Source organism: Streptomyces sp. NPDC058691, from assembly GCF_042714775.1.
GTDB lineage: Bacteria > Actinomycetota > Actinomycetes > Streptomycetales > Streptomycetaceae > Actinacidiphila.
In genome coordinates, this window is record NZ_JBHXSO010000001.1 from 1 (window position 1) to 23,861 (window position 23,861).

The following is a 23,861-nucleotide window of genomic DNA, read 5'->3' on the forward strand; positions in this document are numbered from 1 at the left end:
GCCCCCGGCACCGTTCGGGCCCCGCACCCCCCGCCCGCGCCGGGGGGACGCGCTCCGGCGCCCGGCGGCGGCCGTCGTGGCCCCACGACTCACCCCTGACAACGAGGAGTTGACACAGATGACCGTCATCAACGACGTCGACCTCGACGCACTGCGGCACAGCACCGAGACGCTCCGCACCGACCCCACCGTCGCGCGGGCCACATTCAGCGTCGACGGATCCTGGCAGGGCGGCTACCGGATCACCACGCGGACGGGCGCACTGACCCAGGGCGGTGAGCGCGACGGCACGCGCGTCGCGAAGTTCGAGATGACCAGCGACGAGCCCGCCCCAGCGCTCGGCACCGACACCGCGCCCACGCCCGCCGAGTACGTGCTGCACGCGCTCGCCGGCTGCTACACCGTCACCATCACCACCCACGCCGCTCTGCACGGCATCGCGCTCAAGGGCATCCGTCTGTCGCTCGAGGCCGACATCGACATGCGCGGCTTCCTCGGGCTCGACCCGTCGGTGCGTCCGGGACTCCAGCAGATCCGCGTCGATGTCGACCTCGACGCCCCCGAGGCCACTCGCGAGCAACTCGAGGAACTCATCGCCCTCGTGCAGAAGCGCTCAGCCATCCGGGACACGCTGGCCAACCCGGTCGACGTCGTCACGACGCTCGTGTGAACGACGACAGAGTCGCAGGCGCCGTGAGGCCGAGATCATTCATTGCCCGCACGAGCGTGGTTCCGTGCCGTGTGACAATCTGCTCGTCCAGATCGCACGAGATCGTGTGCCACCGACGCTCCGGGCCCCAGGTGCCCGGTCGAACGGCCGGCCAGAACCAGAGAGCAAGAAGCATCCGATGCAACCCTTGGTGTACACGGGCGGCTTCGACAGTGGCACCCCTCTGGGGCTTGCGGGTCGTGATGGGGATGTGGAACGAGTCGAAGGTCTTCTCCGCTCGATCGACTGCGGCGGTGCGGTGCTGTTGTCGGGTGAGCCGGGAGTGGGCAAGACGGCGCTCCTCAACGTGCTCGCCCAGCGGGCGGTGACAGCCGGTGTCAGGCTGATGCGTGCGGCGGGTACCCGGCACGAGGGCGATGTGCGGTACTCGGGTCTCAACCAGCTTCTCTTCCCCCTTTGGGAGGCAGAGAACGCGGAGAGGCTGGAACACGTGCACCGAGAGGCACTGCGTGTGGCGCTGGGCTTCGACGACGGCGCGCCGCCCGAGCGTTTCCTGGTCTCCAATGCGGCCCTGGTGCTGCTCCGCGGTGCGGCCGCCTCCACGCCGATCCTGTTGGTCGTCGACGACCTCCAGTGGATGGATCCGGCGAGCGCGACGGTGCTGGCATTCGTCGCACGGCGGCTTTCGGGGAGCCGCATCAAGTTCGTGGCCGCCGCCCGCAGAGGTGATCGCGGTCGCTTCGAGGACGACGGACCTGCCGAACACGAGGTACTGCCCCTGGACGAGGAGGCGTCGCGGCTCCTGCTCGGCTCCCGTCATCCGGACCTCGCCGATCGTGTCGTGGACCGCGTCCTCGCCGCGGCCCAGGGAAATCCGCTGGCCCTGGTCGAACTGCCGGCCGCACTGAACGGAGCCCAGCGCCGCGGGTTCGAGAGCCTGCCCGACCCGCTGCCGCTGCGCCGGCGCCTCCGTGAGGTCTTCGGCTCGCCGGTGGCCACCCTGCCGGCGGCCACGCGACGGCTGCTGCTGGTATCCGCGCTGGAGGCGACAGGAGACGTCGGCGTCCTGCAGAACGCCGCACAAAGGCTCGGCGCCGATCTCGCCGACCTTGGGCCCGCCGAGGCGGACGGGCTTGTGCGCGTCGAGGAGCTCGACCATCGTCTGACCTTCCGGCATCCCCTGACCCGCGCCGCGGTGATCGAGGCGTCCACCACCACGGAACGCCGTGCCGTGCACCGCGAACTCGCCGAGGTACTGCACGGGCGACCCGACAATCGCGCATGGCACCTGGGGGAGGCGTGCACGGAACAGGATGAGTGCGTCGCCGCTCTGCTGGAGCGCAGTGCTCACCGTCTCGTCCGGCGGGGCGACGCCATCGCGGCGATCCGGGTCCTCACCAAGGCCGCCCACCTGAGTCCCGGCGCGGACGACCGCGCCCGCCGACTGGCCGCGGCCGCTTACATACGGGCGGACGCCTCCGGCGACCTGAGCACGGCCTCCCGGCTTCTCGACGATGCCCGGCGAGTCGGCTCCGACGACCGCGCATCCCTCTACTCAGCGGCGGTGGAGGTCCATCGGCTGCTCAACGGCGACGGGGACATCGACACCGCTCACCAGATACTCCTCAGGGCGATCGAGAGCGGCGATCGTTCGTACGACGCCTGCGATCCGGCCCTCGACGAGGCCCTCTACCTGCTGTTGCAACTGTGCTGCCTGGGTGGCCGAGAGGAACTGTGGGAGCCCGTCCACAAGATCCTGGACGGGCTGGGGCCGGACGCACCCCCACTGCTGGCGGTGACCATCGCAACCATCGGTGATCCCGTCCGCACCGCCCTGGGCGCGCTGCACGACTTGGAGGAACTCATCGCCGGGCTGCCCCAGGAGACAGCCCCTTCGCGCATCACACGGATCGGCACCGCGAGCATCACCGCCGACCGGCTCGCCGGTGTGCGCGACGCCGCCTCCCGGATCGTGCCGCAGGGCCGCAAGCTGATCGTCACACTCCCGTTTCTCTGCACGGACGCGTTCCTCGCGGGCCGTTGGAATGAAACGACGGAGCTGGCCGACGAGGGCATGCGACTCTGCAAGGAGCTCGCCTTCGAAGCCGTGTCCTGGTACTTCCTCTACTACAAAGCCGCTGTTGCGGCGGCCCGCGGCGAAATCGGCACCGCCAGGGAAGCGGCGGACGCGATGGCGCTGTGGGGGATCGCTCGTGGTGCCCTCCAAGTGGTGACCCTGGCCGAGCATGTCCGGGTGCTCACCTGGCTGGCCGAGGGTGACTTCGAACGCGTCTACCACCACGCGGCAGCCATCAGCCCGCCGGGAGAGCTGGCCCCGTACACCCCCGCAGCGCTGCACGTGATGCTGGACGTGGTGGAGGCGGCCGTGCGTACCCACCGACGGGCAGATGCGGCCGCCCATGTGGACGCCGTCCGACACGCCGGGATCGCGGCGCTCTCTCCACGAAAGGCCATGCTCGTCGACGCGGCGGCCGCCACGGCCGCCGAAGGGGACGAGGAGGCCATCGAGCTGTTCGAGCGTGCCCTGTCACATCCGGGCATCCAGCAGTGGCCCTTCGACCGGGCACGCGTGACGTTGACCTTCGGCGAGCGCTTGCGGAAGGCGCGCATGACCACCGAGGCCAGGGTGTCGCTGTGCGCGGCTCTGGAGAGCTTCGAGGAACTCGGTGCCCGGCCTTGGGCGGACCGAGCCAGACGCACCCTGCAAGCTACCGGATGGATGGTGAGGCGCGCCGACGGGCCGGAGTCCGCCGCCCTCACCCCGCAGGAGTCGGAGATCGCCCATCTCGCGGCCTCCGGTCTGACCAACAAGCAGATCGCGGAGCGGCTCCACCTTTCCCCCCGTACCGTGGGGGGCCACCTCGGCAGAACCTTCCCCAAGCTCCGGATCACCTCGCGTGCGGCACTGCGCGATGCGCTGACGAACCTGAACATGCGGTAACGACGCGGACGTTGCCGGTCGATCGACATCACCTTGCTGTGCACCGGAGTGTGGGACGGGCTCCGACCGAGGCGGGTCGATGAATCGGGCACTTGTCCCGAGTGAGGGGTACGCTCAGTCCGCGATCATGCTGGTCGCCAAGAAGCGCGATATGCCCAGCGCGCATTCGGTCACCGGGCCGGCGAGGTCCTCCACCCGAGCAGGGGTCAATCTGTGCGCCGGCCCTCCAAGGGTGACTGCAGCTGCCACGTTGCCGTCCGCGGCGTAGACAGGGGCGGCCAGCGTATTCAGACCCAACTCCTGCTCTTCGCCGGAAAACGTCCATCCCTGCATCCGAACCTGCTCCAATTGCCTCTGCAGGGTGGCCGGTTCGATCACTGTCATCGGCGTGAAGGCGGTCAGTCCCTCGTCCAGTACAAGGCTGAGGGCACTCGGTTCGTAGGCCATGAAGACCTTGCCGGCCGCACTGCCGTGCAAGGGCTTCATCTGGCCGACGTAGCCGTGATGGGCGACTGTGTGCATACAGTTCTTCCAGACCACCGTGAGATGGTCGCCACCTCGGCGAACCTGAAGTCCGCAGCATTCGCCGGTCCGGTCTCGCAGTGCCGTCACCGAGGGCCTGGCCGCTGTCATGAGATCCGAGGCCGCGTCGGCCGAGGCCGACCATCGGAACACGCGGAGCGCGACACTGTAGAAGACGCCCTCGCGCTGCAGAAGGTTCTCTTCGACCAGCGTGCGCAGCATCTCCGTCAGGATCGATGGCGGCACGCCCGTCCTTCGGATGATCTCCGACGTGTGCAGACGTGGGGTCTCCGCGGAGAAGCAGTCCAAGATTTTGGACGATTCCCGGAGAATTCGTGCAGCGGCGGTCCCGGCCTCGGCTCGACGGCTCGTCGGGTTCGCACCCTCCGGATGCCGCGCCGCATTGGTTGAAAAGCCGGTTGCAGTGGACTTGTCAGGCAACTGAATCACCTATGGTGACCTGGCAGTTGGGATCGGATCGATGACTGACTGCTTGGCCAACAGCAGTCAGACCTTGAGTGTCGTCATTCGGTCGGCCTGAGTCGCCGAGATCTGCCAGAACGACGGGTCATACATCCAGGTTGCCCCAAGGTTTTCCATATCTACCCTTTAGACGGCCTTGGCGCATTGTTTTCTTTGGCGTTGCCGACCCGGGGTGGCTTGCGACGGATCCCGGGAGGCCGCGCTGAACGGCCGCGTGGCCGAGCGAACGGTGTCCTGGCCGGACGGCCGCTGACGTCCGCACCGCTGGTCGGGACCTCACGGCATCACCGACCAACGGAAACTACGCGTGAAGCCGGTGCGTGCGCTCCTCACCGCCGTGCCGTGGTGAGGAGCGACCGGAGTGCGCGGAGGTGCAAGGGCCTGTGCGTCACGGGGCAAGGAGCCGGGGCAGGCGAATGCCTACGGTAGAGAGCGGTCCACTGTGAGTTGCCCCGGGATGAGCGCGAAGGAGTGAGTCCGATGACGGATGCGGATGAGTTCGTGGGGGAGTGGGGCGTGGGGAGTGTCCTGGGAGGACCGGGCGTCAGCGCGGTGCCCGCGCGTCGTGAGACCTCGTTTCCCGCCCGGTCCGGTCGTTGAGCCGCAGATGGCGGACTTGGTGACCCGCTTGGTGCCGGATGAGTTGTGGGTCCTGTTCCGGCGAGTGGTGCAGCCGACCGAGGTGAAGCGCACTCAGGGCGGGGGACGGCGTCGGTCAGGTGACCGCGAGGTTCTGGCCGCCATCATCTTCGTGGCCGTGTCCGGGTGCGCCTGGCGACAGCTTCCGCCGGTGTTCGGGCCGGCCTGGCCGACGGTCTACCGGCGTTTCGCTCAGTGGAGCCAGGATCTCGTCTGGGTCCGGCTCGACAGGGTCATCCTTGACGAGTCCGCAGGTCCGGACGGGCTCCCATGGGCGCGCTGCGCGATCGACGCCGTCAGGGTCCGCGCGACAAGGGGGGCCACCGAACGGGGTGGAGTAGCGGATCGGTGCGGTGGGCCCGGTCCTGAACGCGCTCGTGCCGGGCAACACCCGGCTCCCGGACCGCGCTTTCACCCGGAGGCGGGCGGACGGTCGATGTCATGGGAAGTGGCGGGCCCGCGGCCTGTCAGCCGAGGTTGAGCGCGTGCCCGGTCGTCGCGTCCACATGGCTCGGGACCTCATGGTGGCGATCGCCCACCGTCAGCGTCCCGGTGGGCTCGAACATGAGGATCGTGGCGCCCGACGGAGCACACGGCTTGTGCTCGGTGCCCCGGGCGACGGTGAAGACCGTCCCCCGGGGGAGCAGGACCGTGCGCTCCCCATCGGGCTCGCGCAGGGCGATGTGGAGTTCGCCGTCGAGCACCAGGAAGAACTCGTCGGTGTCGTCGTGCACGTGCCACACATGTTCGCCCTCGACCTTGGCGACGCGGACGTCGTAGTCGTTGACACGCGTGACGATGCGGGGGCTCCACAGGGCGTCGAAGGAGGCCAGAGCCTTGTCGAGGGGAATGGGTTCGCTGCTCATGTGCCCATTCTGAGTCGCTTCGCACGGCGCAGGTGAGTGCTAGGAATTGCATATGGTGAAAGAATCCTCGCACACACTGCCCTCGGCGGGCGTACACCGGGTCGTCGTGATCGTCGACGAGAACTCGAACCCCTTCGAGCTCGGCTGTGCGACCGAGGTCTTCGGGCTGCGCAGACCGGAGATCGGCCGTGATCTGTACGACTTCAGGCTCTGCGCCCCCGAGCCCCGCACCCTGATGCGGGACGGATTCTTCACGCTCACCGGAGTCGCCGATCTGGAAGCGGCCGATGCGGCGGACACCTTGATCGTCCCCAATCGCCCTGACGTCGATGTCTCCCGCCGCCCCGCCGTGCTCGATGCCGTCCGACGGGCGTACGCGCGGGGTGCGCGGCTGGTCGGCTTCTGCAGCGGTGCCTTCACGCTGGCCGAGGCCGGAGTCCTCGACGGTCGCCGGGCCACCGCGCACTGGCAGTGGGCGGACTCCTTCCGGGCCCGCTTCCCGGCGGTTCACCTCGAATCGGATGTGCTGTTCGTGGACGACGGTGACATCCTCACCGCTGCGGGCAGCGCGGCCGCGCTCGATCTTGGGCTGCACATAGTCCGCCGCGACCACGGCGCTGAAGTCGCCAACGCGGTGAGCCGGCGTCTGGTCTTCGCGGCCCACCGGAGCGGTGGGCAGAGACAGTTCGTGGAGCGCCCCATGCCCGACGTTTCGGACGAGTCCCTGGCGCCTGTCCTGACCTGGGCCCAGGAACGACTGGACTCACCGCTCACGGTCTCCGACCTCGCGGTGCGCGCGGCGGTCAGTCCGGCGACGCTGCATCGCCGCTTCCGGGCGCAGCTGGGAACGACGCCGTTGGCGTGGCTCACCGGGGAACGACTCGCCCTGGCATGTCGGTTGATCGAGCGTGGTGAGTCAGGCTTCGAGTTCGTCGCGCGGCGCAGCGGGCTCGGCACCGCAGCCAATCTGCGGACGCTGATGCGCCGCGAGACGGGCATCACGCCGTCGGCATACCGGCGTCGGTTCGGGCCGGAGACGAACTGACGGCCGGACGCTCCCCACCCGGTGACCCACGGGAATCCGCCTCGGCGTCGCACACCGCCATGGCCGGGGGACAAGCGCGCCGGGCGACGGCATCGGGGGAGGGCTCGACGGAACTTCACCCTTCCCCGGCTCGTCCGCGTGGGCTCGCCGCGCGGACGAGGAGCGACCGCAGAGGCATCGATCACCTGCCGGGCTCGTGCGGTGCGAGTGGGTCGGTGGCCTTCAAGGCGGCTGCCTGCAGGGCGCCGGCCTGTCGCCATTCCACAGGAGAAACGCCGTAGAGGGACCTGAAGGTGCGGCTGAAGTGAGCGTGACTCACGAAACCCCAGCGGTGGGCGATCGCCGCCACGGTCAGGCCCGTGAGTTCCGGGCGCACGAGATCCCTCCGGCACGCCTCGAGCCTCAGGTGCTGGATCCAGCGGCCGATGGTCATGGGCTCGTCCTCGAAGAGCTTGTGCAGGTAGCGCACCGAGATGTGGTGGGTGGCGGCTACCGACGCCGGGGAGAGGGCGGGGTCGTCCAGGTGAGTGCGGATGTACGTGCGCAGGCGCAGGAGCAGAGCGACTTCGAGTACGGGAGCGGGGTCCTGCCCGATGTCCCCCGCCGAGGCGGCGAGGGCTGTCAGCACGTCGACGATCCCCTGCTTGAGGAACCGTTTCGGGTTCGCGGCGCAGATGCAGTGATCCGTTGTCGTCACGAGCCCGTCCACGAAGGACGCGAGGATCCGGCCGATCGGATGGCCGCGCGAATAGGTACGGCCCGTCACCAGACGCAGTGCCGAGTCGGGGAGGTTCAGCATCTCCCGTGGAACCGTGGCCACGTGCTGCCGCACCGGGCCGACGAAGTCCAGAACGTAGGGCCTGCGGTTGTCGAGGATGACGAACTCCTCCATGGCGACAGGCGCCACCCGGCCGTCCTGGGTGGCGACCGTGCCCCCCGTGCGCTGCAGGCCCACGATCAGCGAGTTGTCGCCGTCGGCGGCGATGAGGCGCGCGGTCCGGGCCAGTCGTTGCGGGCTGGCCTCCAGGAAACCCGCCTGAACTCCCGCGATGCACGCCCGCCGTAGCACGCCGTGCATCTCGGTCTCCTTCCGGGGACGTACCTCCAGATGCGCGAACGACTTGCGCACCGCCTCCGACCAGTACTCGGTCCTCTGGGCGGGCGGCAGGGTGTCTGTAGAGAATGCTTCAATCACGGTGTCCTCGCGAAGTGCCAGGAATCGTCGGGTCACCGGTGCCCGCGGAACGTGTCGGCGCCGGGCGCGGGGCCCACGTGGGCCCCATGGCTTCCACCGTAGAATCCGGGAACAGCCGCCGGAACGTCCCCCGGCCGAGACTGCGGAGAATCCGCAAAAACTGCGGGGAACCCGCAGCGCCCGCGCCGGCGGCGATCGGGCAACCTGCGGATCTCAGGAGCGGACGCGAAAGGGCGTGACCGTTCCGTGGACCTGCCTTGCGTGGGACGCGTATCGGCGGCGCCCCACGACGGGGACCAGCAGCCGGACGGGCAGCGGGGCCTTCGCCAGGACCGCCTTGATGACTTCCGGATCGCCCTCGTACATCGCCATTCCGAAGACGAGCGGCAGGTCCTTCCTCGGTGTACCGGCCATCCCGTGTTCGCCGAGCCGGTGCCATTCCGCCGCGGTGATGTGCTTCTCCGCGAGCGGCAGTATCTCCTTCTCCTCCAGCGCCATGTGCCTGATGAGCTTGGTCGCGAGCTGCTCGAACGCATCGGCGAGCTCCTCGCCGCCCCGCCCGGTGGAGCGCCAGCTCCCGAGGAGTCCGCTCGCCGCCTCGTGTGCCCTGTCGATGGCCTGATGCTGCTGCTCCATCATCGGGACGATGACCGCGGCCTCCGCGCCCGCACGTTCGGCGAGCTTGGGCCACAGCAGCAGGTCCTCGCCTTCGTGGTGGGTGTGCAGGACGCGGCACAGCAGTGCCGCGTGACCACCGACGACTTCCGCGCGCCGGGTGTCGCCCGGCGCGACGGACCGGATGAGGTCGGGAAGCAGCCTGAACTCCCGGTGCAGCGCGGTGTGGGCCATGTACATGTCGCGCGTATCGGCCATGGGTTCGTTGACGAGGGGAGTCATTGTCTCTTCCGTGTCTCGCTGCTCTTGCCGGGCAGACGGGAGTACGCCGCGCAGGACGATCGTCCGAGCCGAGCGTCGGTGCGGTGCTCCGCCATCTGCCCAGGCCACTGTGCCAGCGGTTCCGGCTTCGCCGCATGGGTCGAACACCCCTGACGCGCATGGCCTGCCCGGGTCGTTTGACGCTGCCACCGGGTGCGGTGGAGCGGGGCGACCGCGGGCATGCGAATCGGCCGCACCCCGGTGAGGTGTCACCGGGGTGCGGCCGAGCCGGATCAGCAGGTGGCGTTCAGGCCGGCCCAGTTGGCGCGGTCGTTGTAGCCGCCGTCACCGGCGTCGCCGACCACGAGGTCGAGGACTCGGACGCCGGTCAGGTCGACGTCGGCCTGGTGGACGTCGTCGCGGGTGACCACACCGCTGTCGTACAGCACCTTGCCGTCACCGATCACCTGGAAGGTGGACGTGCCGCCCTCCGGGCCGACGTTGCGCACCGCGTCGTCGATGCCGACGGTCGCGGTGAGCCGGCTGCACTGGTCACCGAGGTAGTAGCGGACGGTGGAGGGCGAGGCGACCCCGATGCCGGTCGGGTAGACCTGGCCGAGCATGCTGAGCGGCGACCAGCCGCCGACGCTGTTGTCGACGGTCGGGCTCATCCAGCCGCTGGTGGCGCTGATCCACTGGTGGTGCGACAGCACGGTGTCGCCGTGCGGCGCAGCCGGTGCGACGACGATCGCCGTGGCGGTCTGCTGCCGCAGGCGTCCCTTGCCGACCACCGTGTACGACGTGCCGGCGGTCAGCGTGGCGTTGCCCGGCGCGGCATCGGCGGGCAGGGTCACCGTGAAGGCGAGGGTCGCGGAGCGGTTGATGCCCAGCAGCTTCGGCGCCTGGCCGAGCGGACGGGCCGTCCAGCCGGCGGGCACCGCCAGCTCCACCTGCGGCGTGAGGACCGGCTGCGTACCGTCGTTGCGGACGGTGACCTCGACCTGGGCCTGGTCGCCGCCGGCGACCAGGGGGGCGGATCCGGCGGGCACCGTGTCGCTGCCGACCTTCGTCACCTGCGGCAGGCCGGCGACGACGTGCGGGAGACCGAGCTTGCCCGTGGCCGGGCGGACCCGGAACAGGGCCGCGCCGTGGGCCGGGACGGCGGCGCTGATGGTGCCGGCGCTCTCGGTGACCTGGTCGGTCCAGGCGTTCTTCAGGGTGAACCGGTGGCCGGACAGGCCGACCGACGACGCCTTCGTGGTCAGGGTCGCCGGGCTGTCGCCCCGGTTCAGCAGCACCACGGCGCGGTCACCGTTGGCCAGCCGCTTCACCCAGGTCTCCGTCGTGCCGGCGGGGCCGACGCGGACCGCCTGGACGACGGCGGGGTCCTGGTTGATCGCGAGCACATCGGGGTCGGAGAGCGTGCTGAGCGAGGTCTTGCCCAGCTTGGTGACGTCGCTGCCGATCACCAGCGGGGCGGCCGCGACCGACCAGAGCGTCATCTGGGTACGGAACTCCTCGTCGGACATTCCGTGTTCGGGACCGAGGTAGTCAGGGTCGTTGAAGTGCCCAGGACCCGCGGCCTCGGGGTGCCGCGCGTTCGCGTCGTAGTTGCGCAGCACGTCCTTGAACTTGATCTCGTCGACGAAGCCCACGTCCGTGTACGTCCGCCAGGACTGCGCGATCTTCGGGGCGTAGCTCCAGGAGTACGTCGACTGCTGCTCATCCGGGTAGTTGCCCCAGTCGGGGGAGGTCACCGGGTTGCAGAGGTTGAAGATCATGGGGCGCTTGCTGGCGTTGTTCCGCAACGCCTGTGCGAACTCGGTGTATACGGTCTTCGGGTCGAGGTTCGCCGCGATCCCGCAGAGGTAGTCCACCTTGACCGCGTCGAACTTCCACGCCGCGAACTGGTCCGCGTCACGCTGGTAGTAGCCGTGGCTGCCGAGTCCGCACTTGCCCGGGATGTACGGGCCGGCATCGGTGTAGATGCCGGCCTTGAGGCCCTTGGAGTGGATGTAGTCGACGAGCGGCGCCAGCCCGTTCGGGAACTGGGCGGGGTTGGGCGTCAGGTCGCCGGCCGCGCTGCGCGGGGTCGGTGCCGCCCAGTTGCCGTCGATCCACACGTACTCGTAACCGGCCTTGCGCAGGCCGCTGCTGACCAGGAAGTCGGCTGTCGACTTGATCTCGGCCTCGGTGGGATCGCCACCGAACGCGTAGTAGGTGTTCCAGCCCATGTACGGCGTCGGGCTCAGCACCTGCTGAGGTGTCGGCGCCGTGACGGCGGCACTGCCGACCGCCGGGCTCGCGTGTGCCGGCGCCGACACGGCCAGCAAGCCGGCCACAAGGGCGAGGAGGGCGGTGAGATGTCGTTTCACGTCGGATCCTTAGCTGTCCGATCGAGCAGGCACGCCGACCCGGCCGGGTCGTGAGCCCGAAGTGCCGCTCCCTCGCGGGTGCGGCGGTCGGTCTCCGGACCAGTCGATGCCCGCACACCTGTTGCGGTGGTGTTGCCAGGATCTTGCAGCGGTTACCGGCGCGCGTCAATAATAATTCCTAAATTAAGAGTTACTGGCAGGACTCCGTGAGGCATCCCAACTGCCACCTGGGGGATGAGGTGTGATCGGACATCAGATGAGCCACATGAGGGCATGCGCGAGGTCTGTCCCTACTTGGGGGTGTTCGCGGCGGAAATGCTCGGCTCCGGCCGTATACGGCCACGGCCGGACGGCCGGACGGCCGTGGTACGGCGTAGGTGCCGGAGGATCCCCGCGCCTCGGCGAAGCCGGCCGTCCAGGACACGTCGTCCCCGCACAGGAAGAACCCGCGCTCCGCGGCGGCCATGCCGCGCTGCATGAACTGGGTGAACAGCCGCCGCTGGTAGCGGTACTGGCCCGGCAGGTTCGCCTTGAACGCGCCCATGAAGTACGGCTCGGTCTCCCACGTGATCGTCAGGGGGTCGCCGACCATGTGCGAGCGGATGTCCAGCCCGGGGTAGACGAGCGCGAGCTCGTCCAGCAGGACGCGGCCTGTGGCTGCGCGCTCGCGCGGTTATGACGCTGTTTCGGCGGCAGTCGGGGCGACGACTGCCCGTGCTGTTCCAGGTGGAGCGTGCCGCGAGCACGCGCGATGCCCGGCCCGCCACCCGGTGCGTGCGGGTGGCGGGCCCAGGGGCGGGGTTCAGGTCGCGGACCGCTCGGAGGCCAGCAGGTCGCACAGCTCCGCCACCGCCTCGCGGAGCCTGTCGGCGAACGCGTGCATCTGGCCGGCCACCGGTCGCGGTGTGCTCAGGTAGAGGTGGAATCGCTCCGGCAGCAGGACGTAGGCGATTCCGATGCAGCGGCTGCTGGTCGATCCGAAGCCGAAGTACTGGATGTTGGCGGACGGGGCGGAGCTGGTGCTGAGGTAGTCGTCGCGCATCGTCAGCCAGCCGGGGGTCCGGTACAGCGCGGGCTGCTCCGTCACTCCCAGCTCCGTCCCGCGCCGCCGCTGGATCAGTTCGAGCTCCCACAGGTGCTGCTCGGGCGCCTGCCCGGCCTGGCACTGCTTCGCGCGTTCCACATGCCTGCCCGCGGCGGCCTGGAACGCGGCGCGCCGGGTCTCCGCGTCCGCCGCCGGGTCGTCCATCGCGGTCACGAAGGCGCGCATCTCGGGGGTGACGACGCGCATCGCCTCGGTCCGCCCGTGGCGGTACTGGCGGGTGGCGATCGACTCGTACGTGGCGCCCAGGAGTCCCTTGGCGCGCTGGTGGGCGAGCTGGTAGGCGACCTGGGCGAACGCGTCCGGCGACACGCCCAGCGCCTTGGCCGTGTTGCTGCCGAAGTCGCTGAACGAGACGGTGGTGGTCGCGGTGTTCTCTCCGTACGCGGTGAACGCCTCGGCGGCGGAGCGCACCTGGGCGCGCAGGGCGTCGTCCAGCTCGAACTCGATGGGTTCCAGCGCCGGCTGGCCCTGAGAGCGGGCTCCGGATCGCCGGGACTGCTCCTGGGCCGGGGTGCTCAGCAGGGCGTCGGTGAAACTGAGGATGGTGGTCCCGTCCAGTTCGCAGTGTTCGATGTTGATGCCCGCCCGTCCGTCGGCGAACACGATCAGCGACACGGCCTTGTCGAACCAGCGGTTGCCACGGTCTCCGTAGAGCAGCTCGTCGCAGGTGTCCTGGATGTCCGCGGGCGCGAAGTCCTCCAGGGCGACGCAGAACAGCGCGGTCTCGATGTCGTCCAGTGCCTGCGCGTTGCGCGGGTGGCGGGCGATCAGGGACTCGCGGGCGGCGGCCCATTCGGCGCGGGCCATGGTGGTGAGGTGGCCCACCGAGGTGTCCGGGCCGGCCGGCTCGGAGCCGGCCTTGACCACGGCGCGCAGGCCGGCCTCGAGGTCGTCCAGGCTGTGCGGGACGCCGTCGGGGCCGAGTACGTCCAGCCGGAACATGCTGCCCCGGTGGAAGACGACGATGTGGCGGGCCCGGGAAGGACCGGGCGACTGTTCGCTGTAGGGGGAGCGGACGGTGTCCTGCTGCGCGCCGGGGATCCGGGTGGTGGAGAACAGGAACTTGTTCTGCACCATCGACTGCGCCTGGCCGCGCAGTGTCACCGGCGGGATGAGCTCCTGGTCGAGCTGCCGCTTGTAGTCGAGGGCCCCGGCGATGAGCCCGGCCGCCCGTTCCAGCTGCGGCCGGCCGGTGTCCTGGAACAGGAAGAAGAAGTTGGCGTTGAGCGCGATGCGGTCCCTGCGGCCCAGGTAGCGGTAGGGCCAGAAGGTGTCGAGCCAGCTGTGGACGCCGTCGGTGGCGTCGTACTCCTCCAGCGCGGCGTGCAGCACCCGGCCGGCACCGTCAGGCCGCAGAAAAGCGGCCACTTCCGCCTCGGTCGCCGCCAGCTCCTCCGCGGTCAGCAGTGGCGCGCACCAGACGAGGAATCTCTCGCAGCTCGCTTCCAACGTCGGCAGCGGCACGCGCGGCAGGTCCTCCTCCTGGGCGAAGGTCGCGACGGCTGCGCTTTCCTGGCTGGTGTTCAATGCGGCTCTCTTTCGAATCGTGCGGACCTGTGGTGTCCTCGGGGGAGGCGGGCGCTCCGGTCTACGGCCCTGATGTGCCGTCGTCCGGACGGGAGAGGTAGAGCTGTGCGTGGAGCCAGCCTTCCGTCTCCAGACCCCGAGCATCCACCCCGGCGGCCGACATCGTCTCGACTATGAGGGCCTGTTCCTCCGGGGAGGCGAACCGTCTTTGCTTGAAGACCTCATCGACGCGGATCGTCCGGTACCCCAGTTCGGACAGGGCCCGTTCGACGGGGTCGAACGGGAACATCCGGAGCACGAAGTGCGCCATCCACGGCTTGCGGCCGCCCTGCGCCCGGACCACGTGGGTGAGCGTCCGCTCGGTGACGTATCCGAGGCACCCCGTGGAGATCACCAGGTCCGTCCCGGCGAGCTGGGCGCGCTGCGGCGGCGTGGGGTCGTGGCCCTCCAGGTCGGCGTGCACCGCGGCGTCGAGGAACCCGGCCTCAAGCGCGTAGGACAGCGCGCTGCCGGAGGTGTCCAGGCCGACGAAGCGGACGTCCTGCGCGGGCCGCCGGGACCGGGCCAGCTCCTGGTCCCGGGCCAGGAGCTCCGTGCGCGTGCGGGTGTCGGGCGCCGTCGCGGCATCGCCGTCCGCGCCGCAGTAGCGCGCGTACAGCTCGTCCATGGTCGCGTCGTACTTCAGCAGGGCGGCGTTGATCCCGTAACTGCAGCCGATGTCCAGTACCTGGGGGACGGCGACGTGCCGGGACTCCCGGTACTCCTTGACGAGCTTGGCGAAGTAGGGCTTGGCATGTTGCGGCACGCAGTAGCCGAGCGGGCGGAGCGCGCGGAAGTAGCCGCGCGGATCGGGCTGGTTGTAGATGTGGTCAAGGGAGACCTTTCCGGTCGGGTCGAAACGCACGGGGCTGTTCCTCCGTGGATCGCAGAGTGAGGGAGAGTGCCGGCGGCCGCGGGTCGCGTGGCGCCGGTCAGTCCAGTAGGCGGTCGCCCCGTACGGCCCGGCCCTCGGCCGCCAGATGCTCGGGCAGGACCCGCCCGAAGAGCTGCCGGGTCCTGGCCACGCTCCCGATGACGCCGGGGCGCTCGCTGTAGGCGAAGATCGCGGAGTGGCGCGCGGCCTCGCCGCCCACCGGGCTCACGCGGTGCAGGGAGTAGCGGCCCTTGAAGAGCTGCAGGTCGCCCGGTTGCAGGGCGAGCCGCCGGATCAGCTGTTCGCCCCGGCCGTCCAGCACGTCCCGTACGTCGTCGAAACACTCGTCCTGGGCGGACCTGATGTTGGGGCAGTACTCGAAGGCGCCGCCCGCCTGCGCCTCCTGGGTGAGCATGCTCACGGTGAACTCGTTGGTGTCGAAGTGCCACGGGTGCTCCATGCCCGGCAGGACGACGTTGAGGACCAGTCCGGACAGGGGGTCGGCCAGCTCGTGCAGGCGGGGGAGCCCGAAGCAACGGGCGACGAAGTCCTGGAACGCGGTGTCGGAGTAGAGCCGGCCGATGAGGGCGCTCGCGGGGATCCGGTCCCGGGCGACGAAGGCGTTGCCGCGCAGGAACGTCCGGCGGCCGGGGTGGTCCTGCGGCAGTTGCGAGTCCACCGCGATGTTGTAGACGTTGACCGTCTCGGCGTCGAAATGCGCCGAGGGGGCGATGGCCGAGCACTCCTGCCGCAGGACGTCGCGGAGCGACGGACGGATGAAGTCGGGCAGGACGGTGCAGCCGAGAGCCGCCAGTTCGCGCCGGGCGTGGGAGACCACCGCCTGCCTCTCGGCGCTGTCGAGTTCTGTCAGGGGATACCGAGCGGTGTCGACCACTTGGTCAAGCGCGATGGCTTCCGAAGTGCTCATGCGACCCTCTCCACATGCGGGCGGACCGTCCTGGGGGATGCTCGATTCTCGTCGGATCGTCGGCAACTCCTGCGAGAGGTGCCCGGGTTGAAGTTCTCACAGTGGCCGCCGCGTTGTCTGTAACACACGACACTGGGTGGTGCCGCCGCGGATGCGGCCGGGCGTCCCGTGTTGCCACAGATCGGGCCCGAGATGAGGGCAACGCGTATCGCCGCCGCCCCACGGCGACGGCCCTGGTTTTTCAGACGGGAAGCAGACGGGCGATCAGCTCACCCAAGCGGCGCGTGTTGCGGCAGGAGTGCATCTGGGCGGTCCCGGCGTATACGTCGGCGGCCGAGTCGCCCGTCCCCCAGAGGGCGGGCGCCTCGGGATTGAGCCAGTGCACGCGGCGCGCGCGGCCGACGATCTGCCGCAGGGCGGGGACATTGGGATCGAAGCCGTTGGTGCGGGCATCGCCGAGGATCAGCACCGAGGTGCGCGGACCGACGGCGTGCAGGTGTTTCCCCGCGAACTCGCCGAGCGCAGAGCCGTAGTCGCTGCTGCCGTGCCAGCCGGCCACCGTAGCCTCGGTGAGGATCCGCCGGCCGAGCTCGGCCGGGTTGGCGGAGCCCGCGGTGATCAGCCGGGTCACCTCGTCGACACGGTTGACGAAGGCGAAGACCCGGACCTTGCTGAACTGGTCGCTCATCGCCTGGATCAGCAGCATGGTGAAGTCGGAGAACCCGGCCACCGAGCCCGACATGTCGCACAGCAACACGATCTCCGGCCGGGCGGGCCTGCGATGCCCGTACGCGGGCCGCAGTGGCACCCCGCCGGTGGAGAGCGAACGCCTCAGCGTGCGGCGCAGATCGATCCTGCCCCGGGCCGCCTTCCGTCGCCGCGCGGCCAGTCGGGTGGCCAGTTTGCGGGCCAACGGCTGGACGGTGCGGCGTAGTTCGGCGAGCTGGTCGCGGTTGGCATTGAGGAAGTCCACCTGGTCGACGCCGGAAGGGAGGGCGAGCTGGGCGATCCGGTCGGTTCCGCGAAGCTCCGCGACCCGGCGTCGGGCCTCGGTCCCCACCTGACGGCGGAAGCGGTCGATCCGGCGCCGGATCTCGTCCGCCTCGACGCGGTCGGTGAAAGCGGGCTCCCGGCCGGCGCGGAGCGCGGCCAGCACCCGGGCGAGCAGGGTCTCCGGCTGCAGCCGTCCCAGGGTCTGGTACGCGGACCAGCCGTCCGGAGCCGGGCCTCTGCCGTACCGCCCGAGGGCTTCCACCGCTTCGCCCGCGAGCCCGGCCAGCTCGGCGTCGTCGTCGGCGGCCAACGCCTCGGCCAGCCGCTCGCGCAGCTCCGCCAGGTCGAACCCGCTGTCGCCGTCGTCCTCGTCCCCGCCTCGGGCGGCTTCCGGCGCACCGACGCCGAGTGGGAAGTACAGATCGAAGGCGGCGTCGAACAGCGGGCGCTGCAGGTCGGTCCGCAGCAGCGCGGCGGCGAGGCCCTCGCGGACGCGCTCGCGGTCCGACAGGCCCAGGACTTCGAGCACCGCGGCCGCGTCGACGGTCTCACCGGTGCCGATCCGCAGGCCGTGACCGCGCAACGCCTGGACCAGGCCGGTCAGCCGCCCCGGGAGTGCGCCCACTGCCCCGCTCACGTCAGGCTGAGCTTCCGGGCCGCCTGCACCACGTCGTCCTGGTGCTTGAGGATCACTCCCAGGCTGTCGCGGACCACCTGGTCGTCCAGGGTGTCGGCGCCCAGCGCGAGAAGCGTGCGCGCCCAGTCGATGGTCTCGGCCACGGAGGGCGCCTTCCGCAGCTCCATGGCGCGCAGTGCACCGATCACCTGGACCAGCGACTCGGCGAGGACCTGGTCCAGCTCCGGCACCTTCAGCTTGACGATCCTGCGCTCCAGCGCGGCGTCGGGGAAGTCGAGATGGAGGAACAGACAGCGGCGGCGCAGCGCCTCGGACAGCTCGCGGGTGGCGTTCGAGGTGAGCAGCACGAACGGCCGGCGGGAGGCACTGATGGTGCCCAGCTCCGGGACGGTGACCTGGAAGTCGCTCAGCACCTCCAGCAGCAGGCCCTCCACCTCGACATCGGCCTTGTCCAGCTCGTCGATCAGCAGCACGGTGGGTTCGCTGCCGCGGATGGCGGTGAGAAGGGGCCGGGTGAGCAGGAACTCCTCGCTGAAGATGTCGGTGCGGGCCTGGTCCCAGGTCTCGTCACGGCCCGCGGTGATGCGCAGCAACTGCTTGGCGTGATTCCACTCGTAGAGCGCCCGGGACTCGTCGATGCCCTCGTAGCACTGCAGCCGCACCAGCCGTGCGCCGCCGGCCTGGGCGACGGCCTTGGCCAATTCGGTCTTGCCGACCCCGGCCGGGCCCTCGACCAGCAGCGGCTTTCCGAGCCGGTCGGCGAGGAACACGGTGGTGGCGACCGCTGTCGAGGTCAGATATCCGGGCTCGGCCAGCTTTGCCGACACGTCGTCCACGGAGGTGAAGAACCCGGTCCCGTCGCCCATCTGGCCAACTCCCGTTCGAGCGGTTTCGTACGGCGTACCCTACTCGCCGGTCACTTGCTGCCGGGAGGCGGTCACTCGCGTGGAATCGCGCGGCTGAACGGAGGGCACCGGCACCGGCCCCATCGACGTCTGCGCTTCGCCGACCCGTCGTGTGATCATGGGCGGTGGCCGATCGCTCGGATCGCTCGGATCGGGATGTGTGACTCAATGACCGCGGTGTACGCGTTGATCCATCTCCACGACTTCGACGACGGGAGCGCCGACTTCAAGCTGATCGGGGTCTTCTCCTCGCGGGAGAAGGCGACGCGGGCCCAGGCGGCCGCCGTGGGACTGCCGGGCTTCAGGGACTTTCCGGCGGGCTTCCACATCGAGCCGGTGGAGGTGGACCCGACGGGATCGGTCGGCGGGGGAGCGGAGCACAGTCTCGCCGAGGAGCTGTTCCTGCTCTTTCTGACGCTGCCCGACTCCGGGCGCGGCGAGGAGGTCAGGATCCTCGGCGCGTTCCGCACGGAGGGCAGTGCCCACGCGGCGGCGACAACCCTGCCCCGGCCGCCCGGCGGTGAGTCGGAGGTCTGCCCGATGGACGTGGACGAGAGCACGTGGAGCGATGGCTTTGTCACCGTCACGCCGGGGGAGGATTGACGCTCTCCCGGTCCGGGTGCCGTCAGGCGAGGTACGGGTAGGTCCGCCACGTCGACGGTGAGGTTCCTGCCCCGCCATGATGCCGGGCGGCCACTGCTCAGCCGCGTGGACGCGCGGGTTGCGTGCTCGCCCGCAGGATCACCCGTCCGGCGACCCGGGTGACCGACTGCTCCCGGGCGTCCGGGGCCAGTGTCATCTCGATCGCGCGCCGGCCCATCTCGCGCAGCGGCAGCCCGACGGTGGTGAGACCGGGGTCGTGGTCACGCAGCGTCGGAATGTCGTCGAAGCCGGCGACCAGGACGTCGCGTGGGGTCCGCAGACCGGCCTCCCGGAAGGCGGCTATCGCGCCCAGCGCCATCACGTCGTTGACCGCGAAGACACAGGCCCCCCAGCGGCGCTCCGGGCGGATGGAGGCGATGACCTGTCGCGCCGCCTCATGGCCCCCGTCCCTGGTGAACTCGCCGGGCACCACTGCCACGGGCTTGTGGCCCGTGCGGCGCAGTTCCCGCACGAAGCCGTTGGTGCGCTCGACGGCCGTCGCCAGCTTCTGCGGGCCGGCCAGGACGACGAAGTCGGTGGTGCCCTGGGCGACGAGGGCCTTGGCCAGCGCCGCCGCCCCGGCGCGGTTCTCGGGCGTGACGGTGTGCGTTCCGGGCAGGGGTTGGCCGATGACGGCGACCTTCCCGCCGAGATCCCGGTAGCGGTCGAGCAGGACCGTCAGCCGCCGCTGGTCACGTAGCCCGTCGTCGGTCTTCAGCCGCGAGCCGACGAGGATGATCGCGTCGGTGCGGTGGCTGAGGAACGCCTCGACCGCCCGGATCTCCTGTTCGGTGCTGCGCAACGTGGTCGCGAGCAGCACCTGGCGGTCGCGTTGCACCGCCTCTCCCTGCACTCCCGAGGCGATGGTCGAGAAGTAGGGGTCGGCGATGTCGTGGACGACCAGCCCGACCAGGCCCGTCTGGCCGCCGGCCAGGGCCCGCGCCGGTGCGTTGGAGACGTAGCCGAGCTCCTCCGCCGCCCGGCGGACCGCCTCCGCGACCGCCGGGGAGGGCCGGCGGCTGGAGCCGTTGAGCACGCGGGAGGCCGTCGACTGGGAGACGCCCGCGCGGATTGCCACGTCGGTGAGGGTCACCCCGGCCACGAGTGCGTCCTTTCGTGTCGGTGGTGCCCGCTGTCGGTCGAGCCGGCGCGCCGACCGTCCGGGTCCCGCCGCCACCCATGGGCGGCGGACCCGGCAGCACCGGGTCCTCGTTGAGGATCCCGGCCTCGACGCCGCCGATGCCGGCGAAGCCGAAGCGGCGGGACGGGACCGCCCTGTCCGCCCAGCACATCGGGCGCAACGGCTCCAGTGCGAGGCGTACTTGAGGCGGATGTCGATGCCACTGTGCCTCCGCGACCGTTGGAATGCGTATTCCCACCGTAGGTTTCCGGCGTTTCGGCAGTCAAGGGAACCCACTCCGCAGCGGCCGGGATCGCCGGCGCTCGCACCCCTCGGCGACGCGTCAAGGCCGACCCAGGCGGGAGTCGAGCGGGCGATCCCCCGCCCGGCCCCGATCGGCGCACCGAGAAGGCGGCTTTCGTCACGGCTTGCGTCATTCGCTCCCGGCCGGTTCGGCGGATCCGGATACGGCCCTTGACACCCCCCGAAGGGGGCTCCTACTTTCGCCGGAAAGCGCTTTCCCAACCCGCGAACGAACACCGGACCCGCGAACGAAACACACGTACAGGGGTGCTCCGATGAGTCATGCGCAGACCGCGGCGGTGGACTACACCGCTGAGGTGTTCATCGACGGACGGTTCGAACCTCCCGCGTCCGACTGGCTGCCCGTCCTCGACAAGGGATCCGGGGCGGCCTTCGGCCGCTACGGCAACGCCTCCCCGGCACAGGTCGACCGTGCGGTCGCCGCGGCGAGGCGGGCCCAGCCCGCGTGGGCGGACACCGACGCCAACACCCGGTGCGCCGCGCTCCGGGCGTTCGCCACCGAGTTGGAACGCCGCCATGACGAGCTGATCGAGCTCATCATCCGGGAGACGGGCGGCACGGCCGAGAAGGCCGAGGAGGAACTGGGCCAGGCCGTCAACCAGTTGCTCAACTCCGCCACCCAGCTCACCGAGACCGCCGGCTCGATCCTTCCCCCGTACAAGGGGGGCAAGATCTCCCTGTCGCGCGCGGTGCCGCTGGGCGTCATCGGCCTCATCGTCCCGTGGAACTATCCGCTGAGCCTGGCGATGCGGGCACTGGCACCGGGGCTGGCCTACGGAAACGCGGTCGTCCTCAAGCCCGCCGAGCTCACCCCGGTCGCCGGCGGTCAGGTGCTCGCCGAGGCGGCCCGCGCCGCGGGGATACCGGACGGCGTGTTCGCGGTGCTGCCCGGGGACGGGCCGGGCACCGGCAGCACGCTCTACCGGCACCCGGGACTGGACCTGATCCACTTCACCGGATCGTTCGAGGTCGGCCGCGAGATCACGGACCACGCCGCCCGGGCGGGCAAGGCGGTCGTGACCGAACTCGGCGGGGACAACGCCTTCGTCGTGCTCGACGACGCCGACATCGACCAGGCAGCCGGCTGCGCGATCTGGACGTCGCTGTGGTACCAGGGGCAGACGTGCATCAGCGCGGGGCGGCACATCGTTCACCGGGAGGTGGCCGACGCCTTCACCGAAGCCGTGGTGGAGCGGGTGCGCAAGCTCCGCGTCGGTGACCCGCTGCGCGACGATGTCGACCTCGGCCCGGTGATCAGCGCCGTCCAGCGGGCGCGTTTCCACGACGGGCTCGTCGAGCCGTCGATCGCGGCCGGGGCGAAGGTCGCGGTGGGCGGCACCTACGACGGGAACTTCTACCAGCCGACCGTACTGACCGATGTCACGCCGCAGATGCCCGTCTTCCGTGAGGAGACCTTCGGGCCCGTCATGCCCATCACCGTGGTGGACTCCGAGGCCGAGGCCCTCGAGCTCGTCAACCGCCACCGGACCCTGATGAACTCGGTCTTCACCGGCGACCCGTTGCGCGGACTCGCCTTCGCCGAACGGGTCGCCGGCAACGAGGTGCACGTCAACGACGGCTACGCCCGTCACGGTGGCGAGGGACAGCTCGCCGCGTTCACCCGTCGGCAGTGGGTCGGCGTTCAGACGGCCCCGGTGTCCTACCCGGCCTGGGCGCAGGGGAGTTAGCCCCCGCCAGGGGCACCCGGCATTGCGCCAGGCACCCGGCATCGCACCCGGCACCCGGCGTCAGGGCGCCGGATCCGGCAACCACACCGTCAAAGGAGAACGAAGTGCTCGGGGGCTATCTCAAGAGAACGGCAATCCTCGGCCTGGCCGCCACCGCGGCCCTGACCACCCTGGCCGCCTGCGGTTCGTCGAAGGACTCGTCCGGCGGGAAGAGCGACGGGCCCATCACGTTGACCTACGTCAACTGGGACGGCGGCATGCAGGACGTGGTGGACGAGTGGAACCGGCAGAACCCGAAGATACAGGTGAAGCTCAGCAAGCCGTCCGGCACGGGCTACACCCTGTACAACAAGCTGATCACGAACAACCGGGCCGGCACCAACCCGGACATCACCGAGGTCGAGTACCAGGCGCTGCCCGCCCTGATCGCGAACAAGGTGGTCGTGCCGATCGACGACTACGTGGGCGACATCTCGGGCGACTTCGACAAGGCCTCCCTCGCCCAGGTGCAGTTCGACGGCAAGACCTACGGCGTTCCCCAGAACATCTGCCCGATGATCTTCTTCTACCGCAAGGACGTCTTCGACCGGCTCGGCCTCAAGCCGCCGGCCACATGGGACGAATACGCGGCCGCGGCCCAGACCATCCACAAGCACAACCCCAAGCAGTTCATCGGCAACTTCACCGCGGTCGACGCCGGTTGGTTCGCGGGTCTGGCCCAGCAGGCCGGAGCCGACTGGTGGACCGCCTCGGACAGCAAGTGGACGGTCGCCATCGACGACGCGCCGACCAAGAAGGTCGCCGACTACTGGGGCGGCCTGGTCCAGAAGGGGCTGGTCAGCCCTGAGCCGAACTGGTCCCCGCAATGGAACACCGACATGAACAACGGCACCCTGGTCGGCTGGGTCAGCGCGCAGTGGGCGCCCAACCAGTTGCCCGGGATCGCCAAGGACACCGCGGGCAAGTGGGTCGCCGCGCCGCTGCCGGCCTGGACGGCGGGTGACCGGACCGTCGGCATCTGGGGCGGCGAGACCGAGGCGGTGACCGCGAACTCCAAGCACCCCGCGGAGGCCGCGAAGTTCGTCAAGTGGATGAACTCCTCCGCCGACGGCGCGAAGATCCTCATCGAGAAGGTCGCCGCGTTCCCCGCCTCGAAGCCGAACCAGCAGCTGGACGCACTCAAGACGCCGCCGACGTTCATGTCCAACCAGCCGGACTACAACATGCTGATGGCCCAGCAGGCGCAGAACGCGCGGACCTTCCAGATCTGGGGGCCGAACGCCAACGTCACCTTCGACAGCTACTCCAACGCCTTCGCCGCCGCACTGCAGAACAAGACGCCGCTGTCCGCGGCGCTGGCCGAGATGCAGCGGGCGACGGTCGACGACATGAAGCAACGCGGCTTCGACGTCACCGGCTGACCGGAAGCCCGACTGCCCACCCACC

Annotated in this window: 18 protein-coding genes and 1 pseudogene; 7 read left to right on the top strand and 12 right to left on the bottom strand. The window is 70.0% G+C overall.

The features are described from left to right. Positions 1 to 118: 118 nt before the first annotated feature. Both ACFWVC_RS00005 and ACFWVC_RS00010 read left to right on the top strand, forming a co-directional pair. Positions 119 to 670, top strand: coding sequence for an OsmC family protein (locus ACFWVC_RS00005; RefSeq protein ID WP_384272758.1), 552 nt, complete (start codon positions 119 to 121; stop codon positions 668 to 670). Positions 671 to 848: 178 nt separating this feature from the next. After that, positions 849 to 3,632, top strand: a complete 2,784-nt coding sequence (locus tag ACFWVC_RS00010) for an AAA family ATPase (RefSeq protein ID WP_384272761.1) — start codon at positions 849 to 851, stop codon at positions 3,630 to 3,632. A 114-nt stretch (positions 3,633 to 3,746) separates the two neighbouring features. Here ACFWVC_RS00010 and ACFWVC_RS00015 read toward each other — a convergent pair whose 3' ends face one another. Continuing rightward, positions 3,747 to 4,595 carry an IclR family transcriptional regulator gene (locus ACFWVC_RS00015; RefSeq protein WP_384272764.1) on the bottom strand — a complete coding sequence of 283 codons (849 nt, stop codon included), beginning with the start codon at positions 4,593 to 4,595 and terminating at the stop codon, positions 3,747 to 3,749. Between the two features lie 649 nt (positions 4,596 to 5,244). Here ACFWVC_RS00015 and ACFWVC_RS00020 point away from each other — a divergent pair. Next, positions 5,245 to 5,757, top strand: coding sequence for a transposase (locus ACFWVC_RS00020; protein ID WP_384272767.1), 513 nt, complete (start codon positions 5,245 to 5,247; stop codon positions 5,755 to 5,757). Here the strand turns inward: ACFWVC_RS00020 and ACFWVC_RS00025 are convergent. Beyond that, positions 5,744 to 6,142, bottom strand: a complete 399-nt coding sequence (locus tag ACFWVC_RS00025; RefSeq protein ID WP_384272770.1) for a cupin domain-containing protein — start codon at positions 6,140 to 6,142, stop codon at positions 5,744 to 5,746. The two genes, ACFWVC_RS00020 and ACFWVC_RS00025, sit on opposite strands and share 14 nt — an antisense overlap. A 52-nt stretch (positions 6,143 to 6,194) precedes the next feature. Here ACFWVC_RS00025 and ACFWVC_RS00030 point away from each other — a divergent pair, with 52 nt between their 5' ends. After that, positions 6,195 to 7,187 carry a GlxA family transcriptional regulator gene (locus ACFWVC_RS00030; protein ID WP_384272773.1) on the top strand — a complete coding sequence of 331 codons (993 nt, stop codon included), beginning with the start codon at positions 6,195 to 6,197 and terminating at the stop codon, positions 7,185 to 7,187. 181 nt (positions 7,188 to 7,368) lie between these two features. Here ACFWVC_RS00030 and ACFWVC_RS00035 read toward each other — a convergent pair whose 3' ends face one another. The 9 genes and pseudogenes from ACFWVC_RS00035 to ACFWVC_RS00075 all read right to left on the bottom strand — a co-directional run bounded on the left by ACFWVC_RS00035 (position 7,369) and on the right by ACFWVC_RS00075 (position 18,602). Continuing rightward, positions 7,369 to 8,382 carry a helix-turn-helix domain-containing protein gene (locus ACFWVC_RS00035; protein WP_384272776.1) on the bottom strand — a complete coding sequence of 338 codons (1,014 nt, stop codon included), beginning with the start codon at positions 8,380 to 8,382 and terminating at the stop codon, positions 7,369 to 7,371. A gap of 213 nt (positions 8,383 to 8,595) precedes the next feature. Further along, on the bottom strand, positions 8,596 to 9,279 hold the full coding sequence (locus ACFWVC_RS00040; RefSeq protein WP_384272778.1) for a hemerythrin domain-containing protein: 684 nt from the start codon (positions 9,277 to 9,279) through the stop codon (positions 8,596 to 8,598). Positions 9,280 to 9,551: 272 nt separating this feature from the next. Next, entirely contained in the window at positions 9,552 to 11,633 is a 2,082-nt protein-coding gene (locus tag ACFWVC_RS00045; protein ID WP_384272781.1) for an NPCBM/NEW2 domain-containing protein, read from the bottom strand. A 367-nt stretch (positions 11,634 to 12,000) separates the two neighbouring features. Continuing rightward, positions 12,001 to 12,279, bottom strand: a pseudogene (locus ACFWVC_RS00050) (amine oxidase); the annotation flags it as partial. A gap of 156 nt (positions 12,280 to 12,435) precedes the next feature. After that, positions 12,436 to 14,265 (bottom strand): choline/carnitine O-acyltransferase, encoded by a 1,830-nt coding sequence (locus tag ACFWVC_RS00055; protein WP_384272784.1) that lies wholly within the window; start codon positions 14,263 to 14,265, stop codon positions 12,436 to 12,438. Positions 14,266 to 14,326: 61 nt separating this feature from the next. Further along, on the bottom strand, positions 14,327 to 15,169 hold the full coding sequence (locus tag ACFWVC_RS00060) for a class I SAM-dependent methyltransferase (protein ID WP_384272787.1): 843 nt from the start codon (positions 15,167 to 15,169) through the stop codon (positions 14,327 to 14,329). Between the two features lie 67 nt (positions 15,170 to 15,236). Continuing rightward, complete coding sequence (locus ACFWVC_RS00065) at positions 15,237 to 16,106, bottom strand: arpA protein (protein ID WP_384272790.1); 870 nt, start codon at positions 16,104 to 16,106, stop codon at positions 15,237 to 15,239. A 241-nt stretch (positions 16,107 to 16,347) separates the two neighbouring features. Next, the gene (locus ACFWVC_RS00070; RefSeq protein WP_384272793.1) at positions 16,348 to 17,736 is read right to left on the bottom strand and encodes a VWA domain-containing protein; all 1,389 of its coding nucleotides are present in this window, start codon (positions 17,734 to 17,736) and stop codon (positions 16,348 to 16,350) included. Continuing rightward, on the bottom strand, positions 17,733 to 18,602 hold the full coding sequence (locus ACFWVC_RS00075; protein WP_384272796.1) for an AAA family ATPase: 870 nt from the start codon (positions 18,600 to 18,602) through the stop codon (positions 17,733 to 17,735). The genes ACFWVC_RS00070 and ACFWVC_RS00075 overlap by 4 nt, the downstream gene beginning before the upstream one ends. A gap of 207 nt (positions 18,603 to 18,809) precedes the next feature. On the opposite strand from ACFWVC_RS00075, the gene ACFWVC_RS00080 reads away from it, so the two are divergent. After that, positions 18,810 to 19,244 (top strand): hypothetical protein, encoded by a 435-nt coding sequence (locus tag ACFWVC_RS00080; protein ID WP_384272804.1) that lies wholly within the window; start codon positions 18,810 to 18,812, stop codon positions 19,242 to 19,244. Positions 19,245 to 19,341: 97 nt separating this feature from the next. Here ACFWVC_RS00080 and ACFWVC_RS00085 read toward each other — a convergent pair whose 3' ends face one another. Continuing rightward, positions 19,342 to 20,943 (bottom strand): LacI family DNA-binding transcriptional regulator, encoded by a 1,602-nt coding sequence (locus tag ACFWVC_RS00085; RefSeq protein WP_384272811.1) that lies wholly within the window; start codon positions 20,941 to 20,943, stop codon positions 19,342 to 19,344. Positions 20,944 to 20,981: 38 nt separating this feature from the next. On the opposite strand from ACFWVC_RS00085, the gene ACFWVC_RS00090 reads away from it, so the two are divergent. Continuing rightward, on the top strand, positions 20,982 to 22,415 hold the full coding sequence (locus tag ACFWVC_RS00090; RefSeq protein WP_384272814.1) for an aldehyde dehydrogenase family protein: 1,434 nt from the start codon (positions 20,982 to 20,984) through the stop codon (positions 22,413 to 22,415). Between the two features lie 104 nt (positions 22,416 to 22,519). Continuing rightward, positions 22,520 to 23,836, top strand: a complete 1,317-nt coding sequence (locus ACFWVC_RS00095; RefSeq protein WP_384272821.1) for an ABC transporter substrate-binding protein — start codon at positions 22,520 to 22,522, stop codon at positions 23,834 to 23,836. Positions 23,837 to 23,861: the final 25 nt, after the last annotated feature.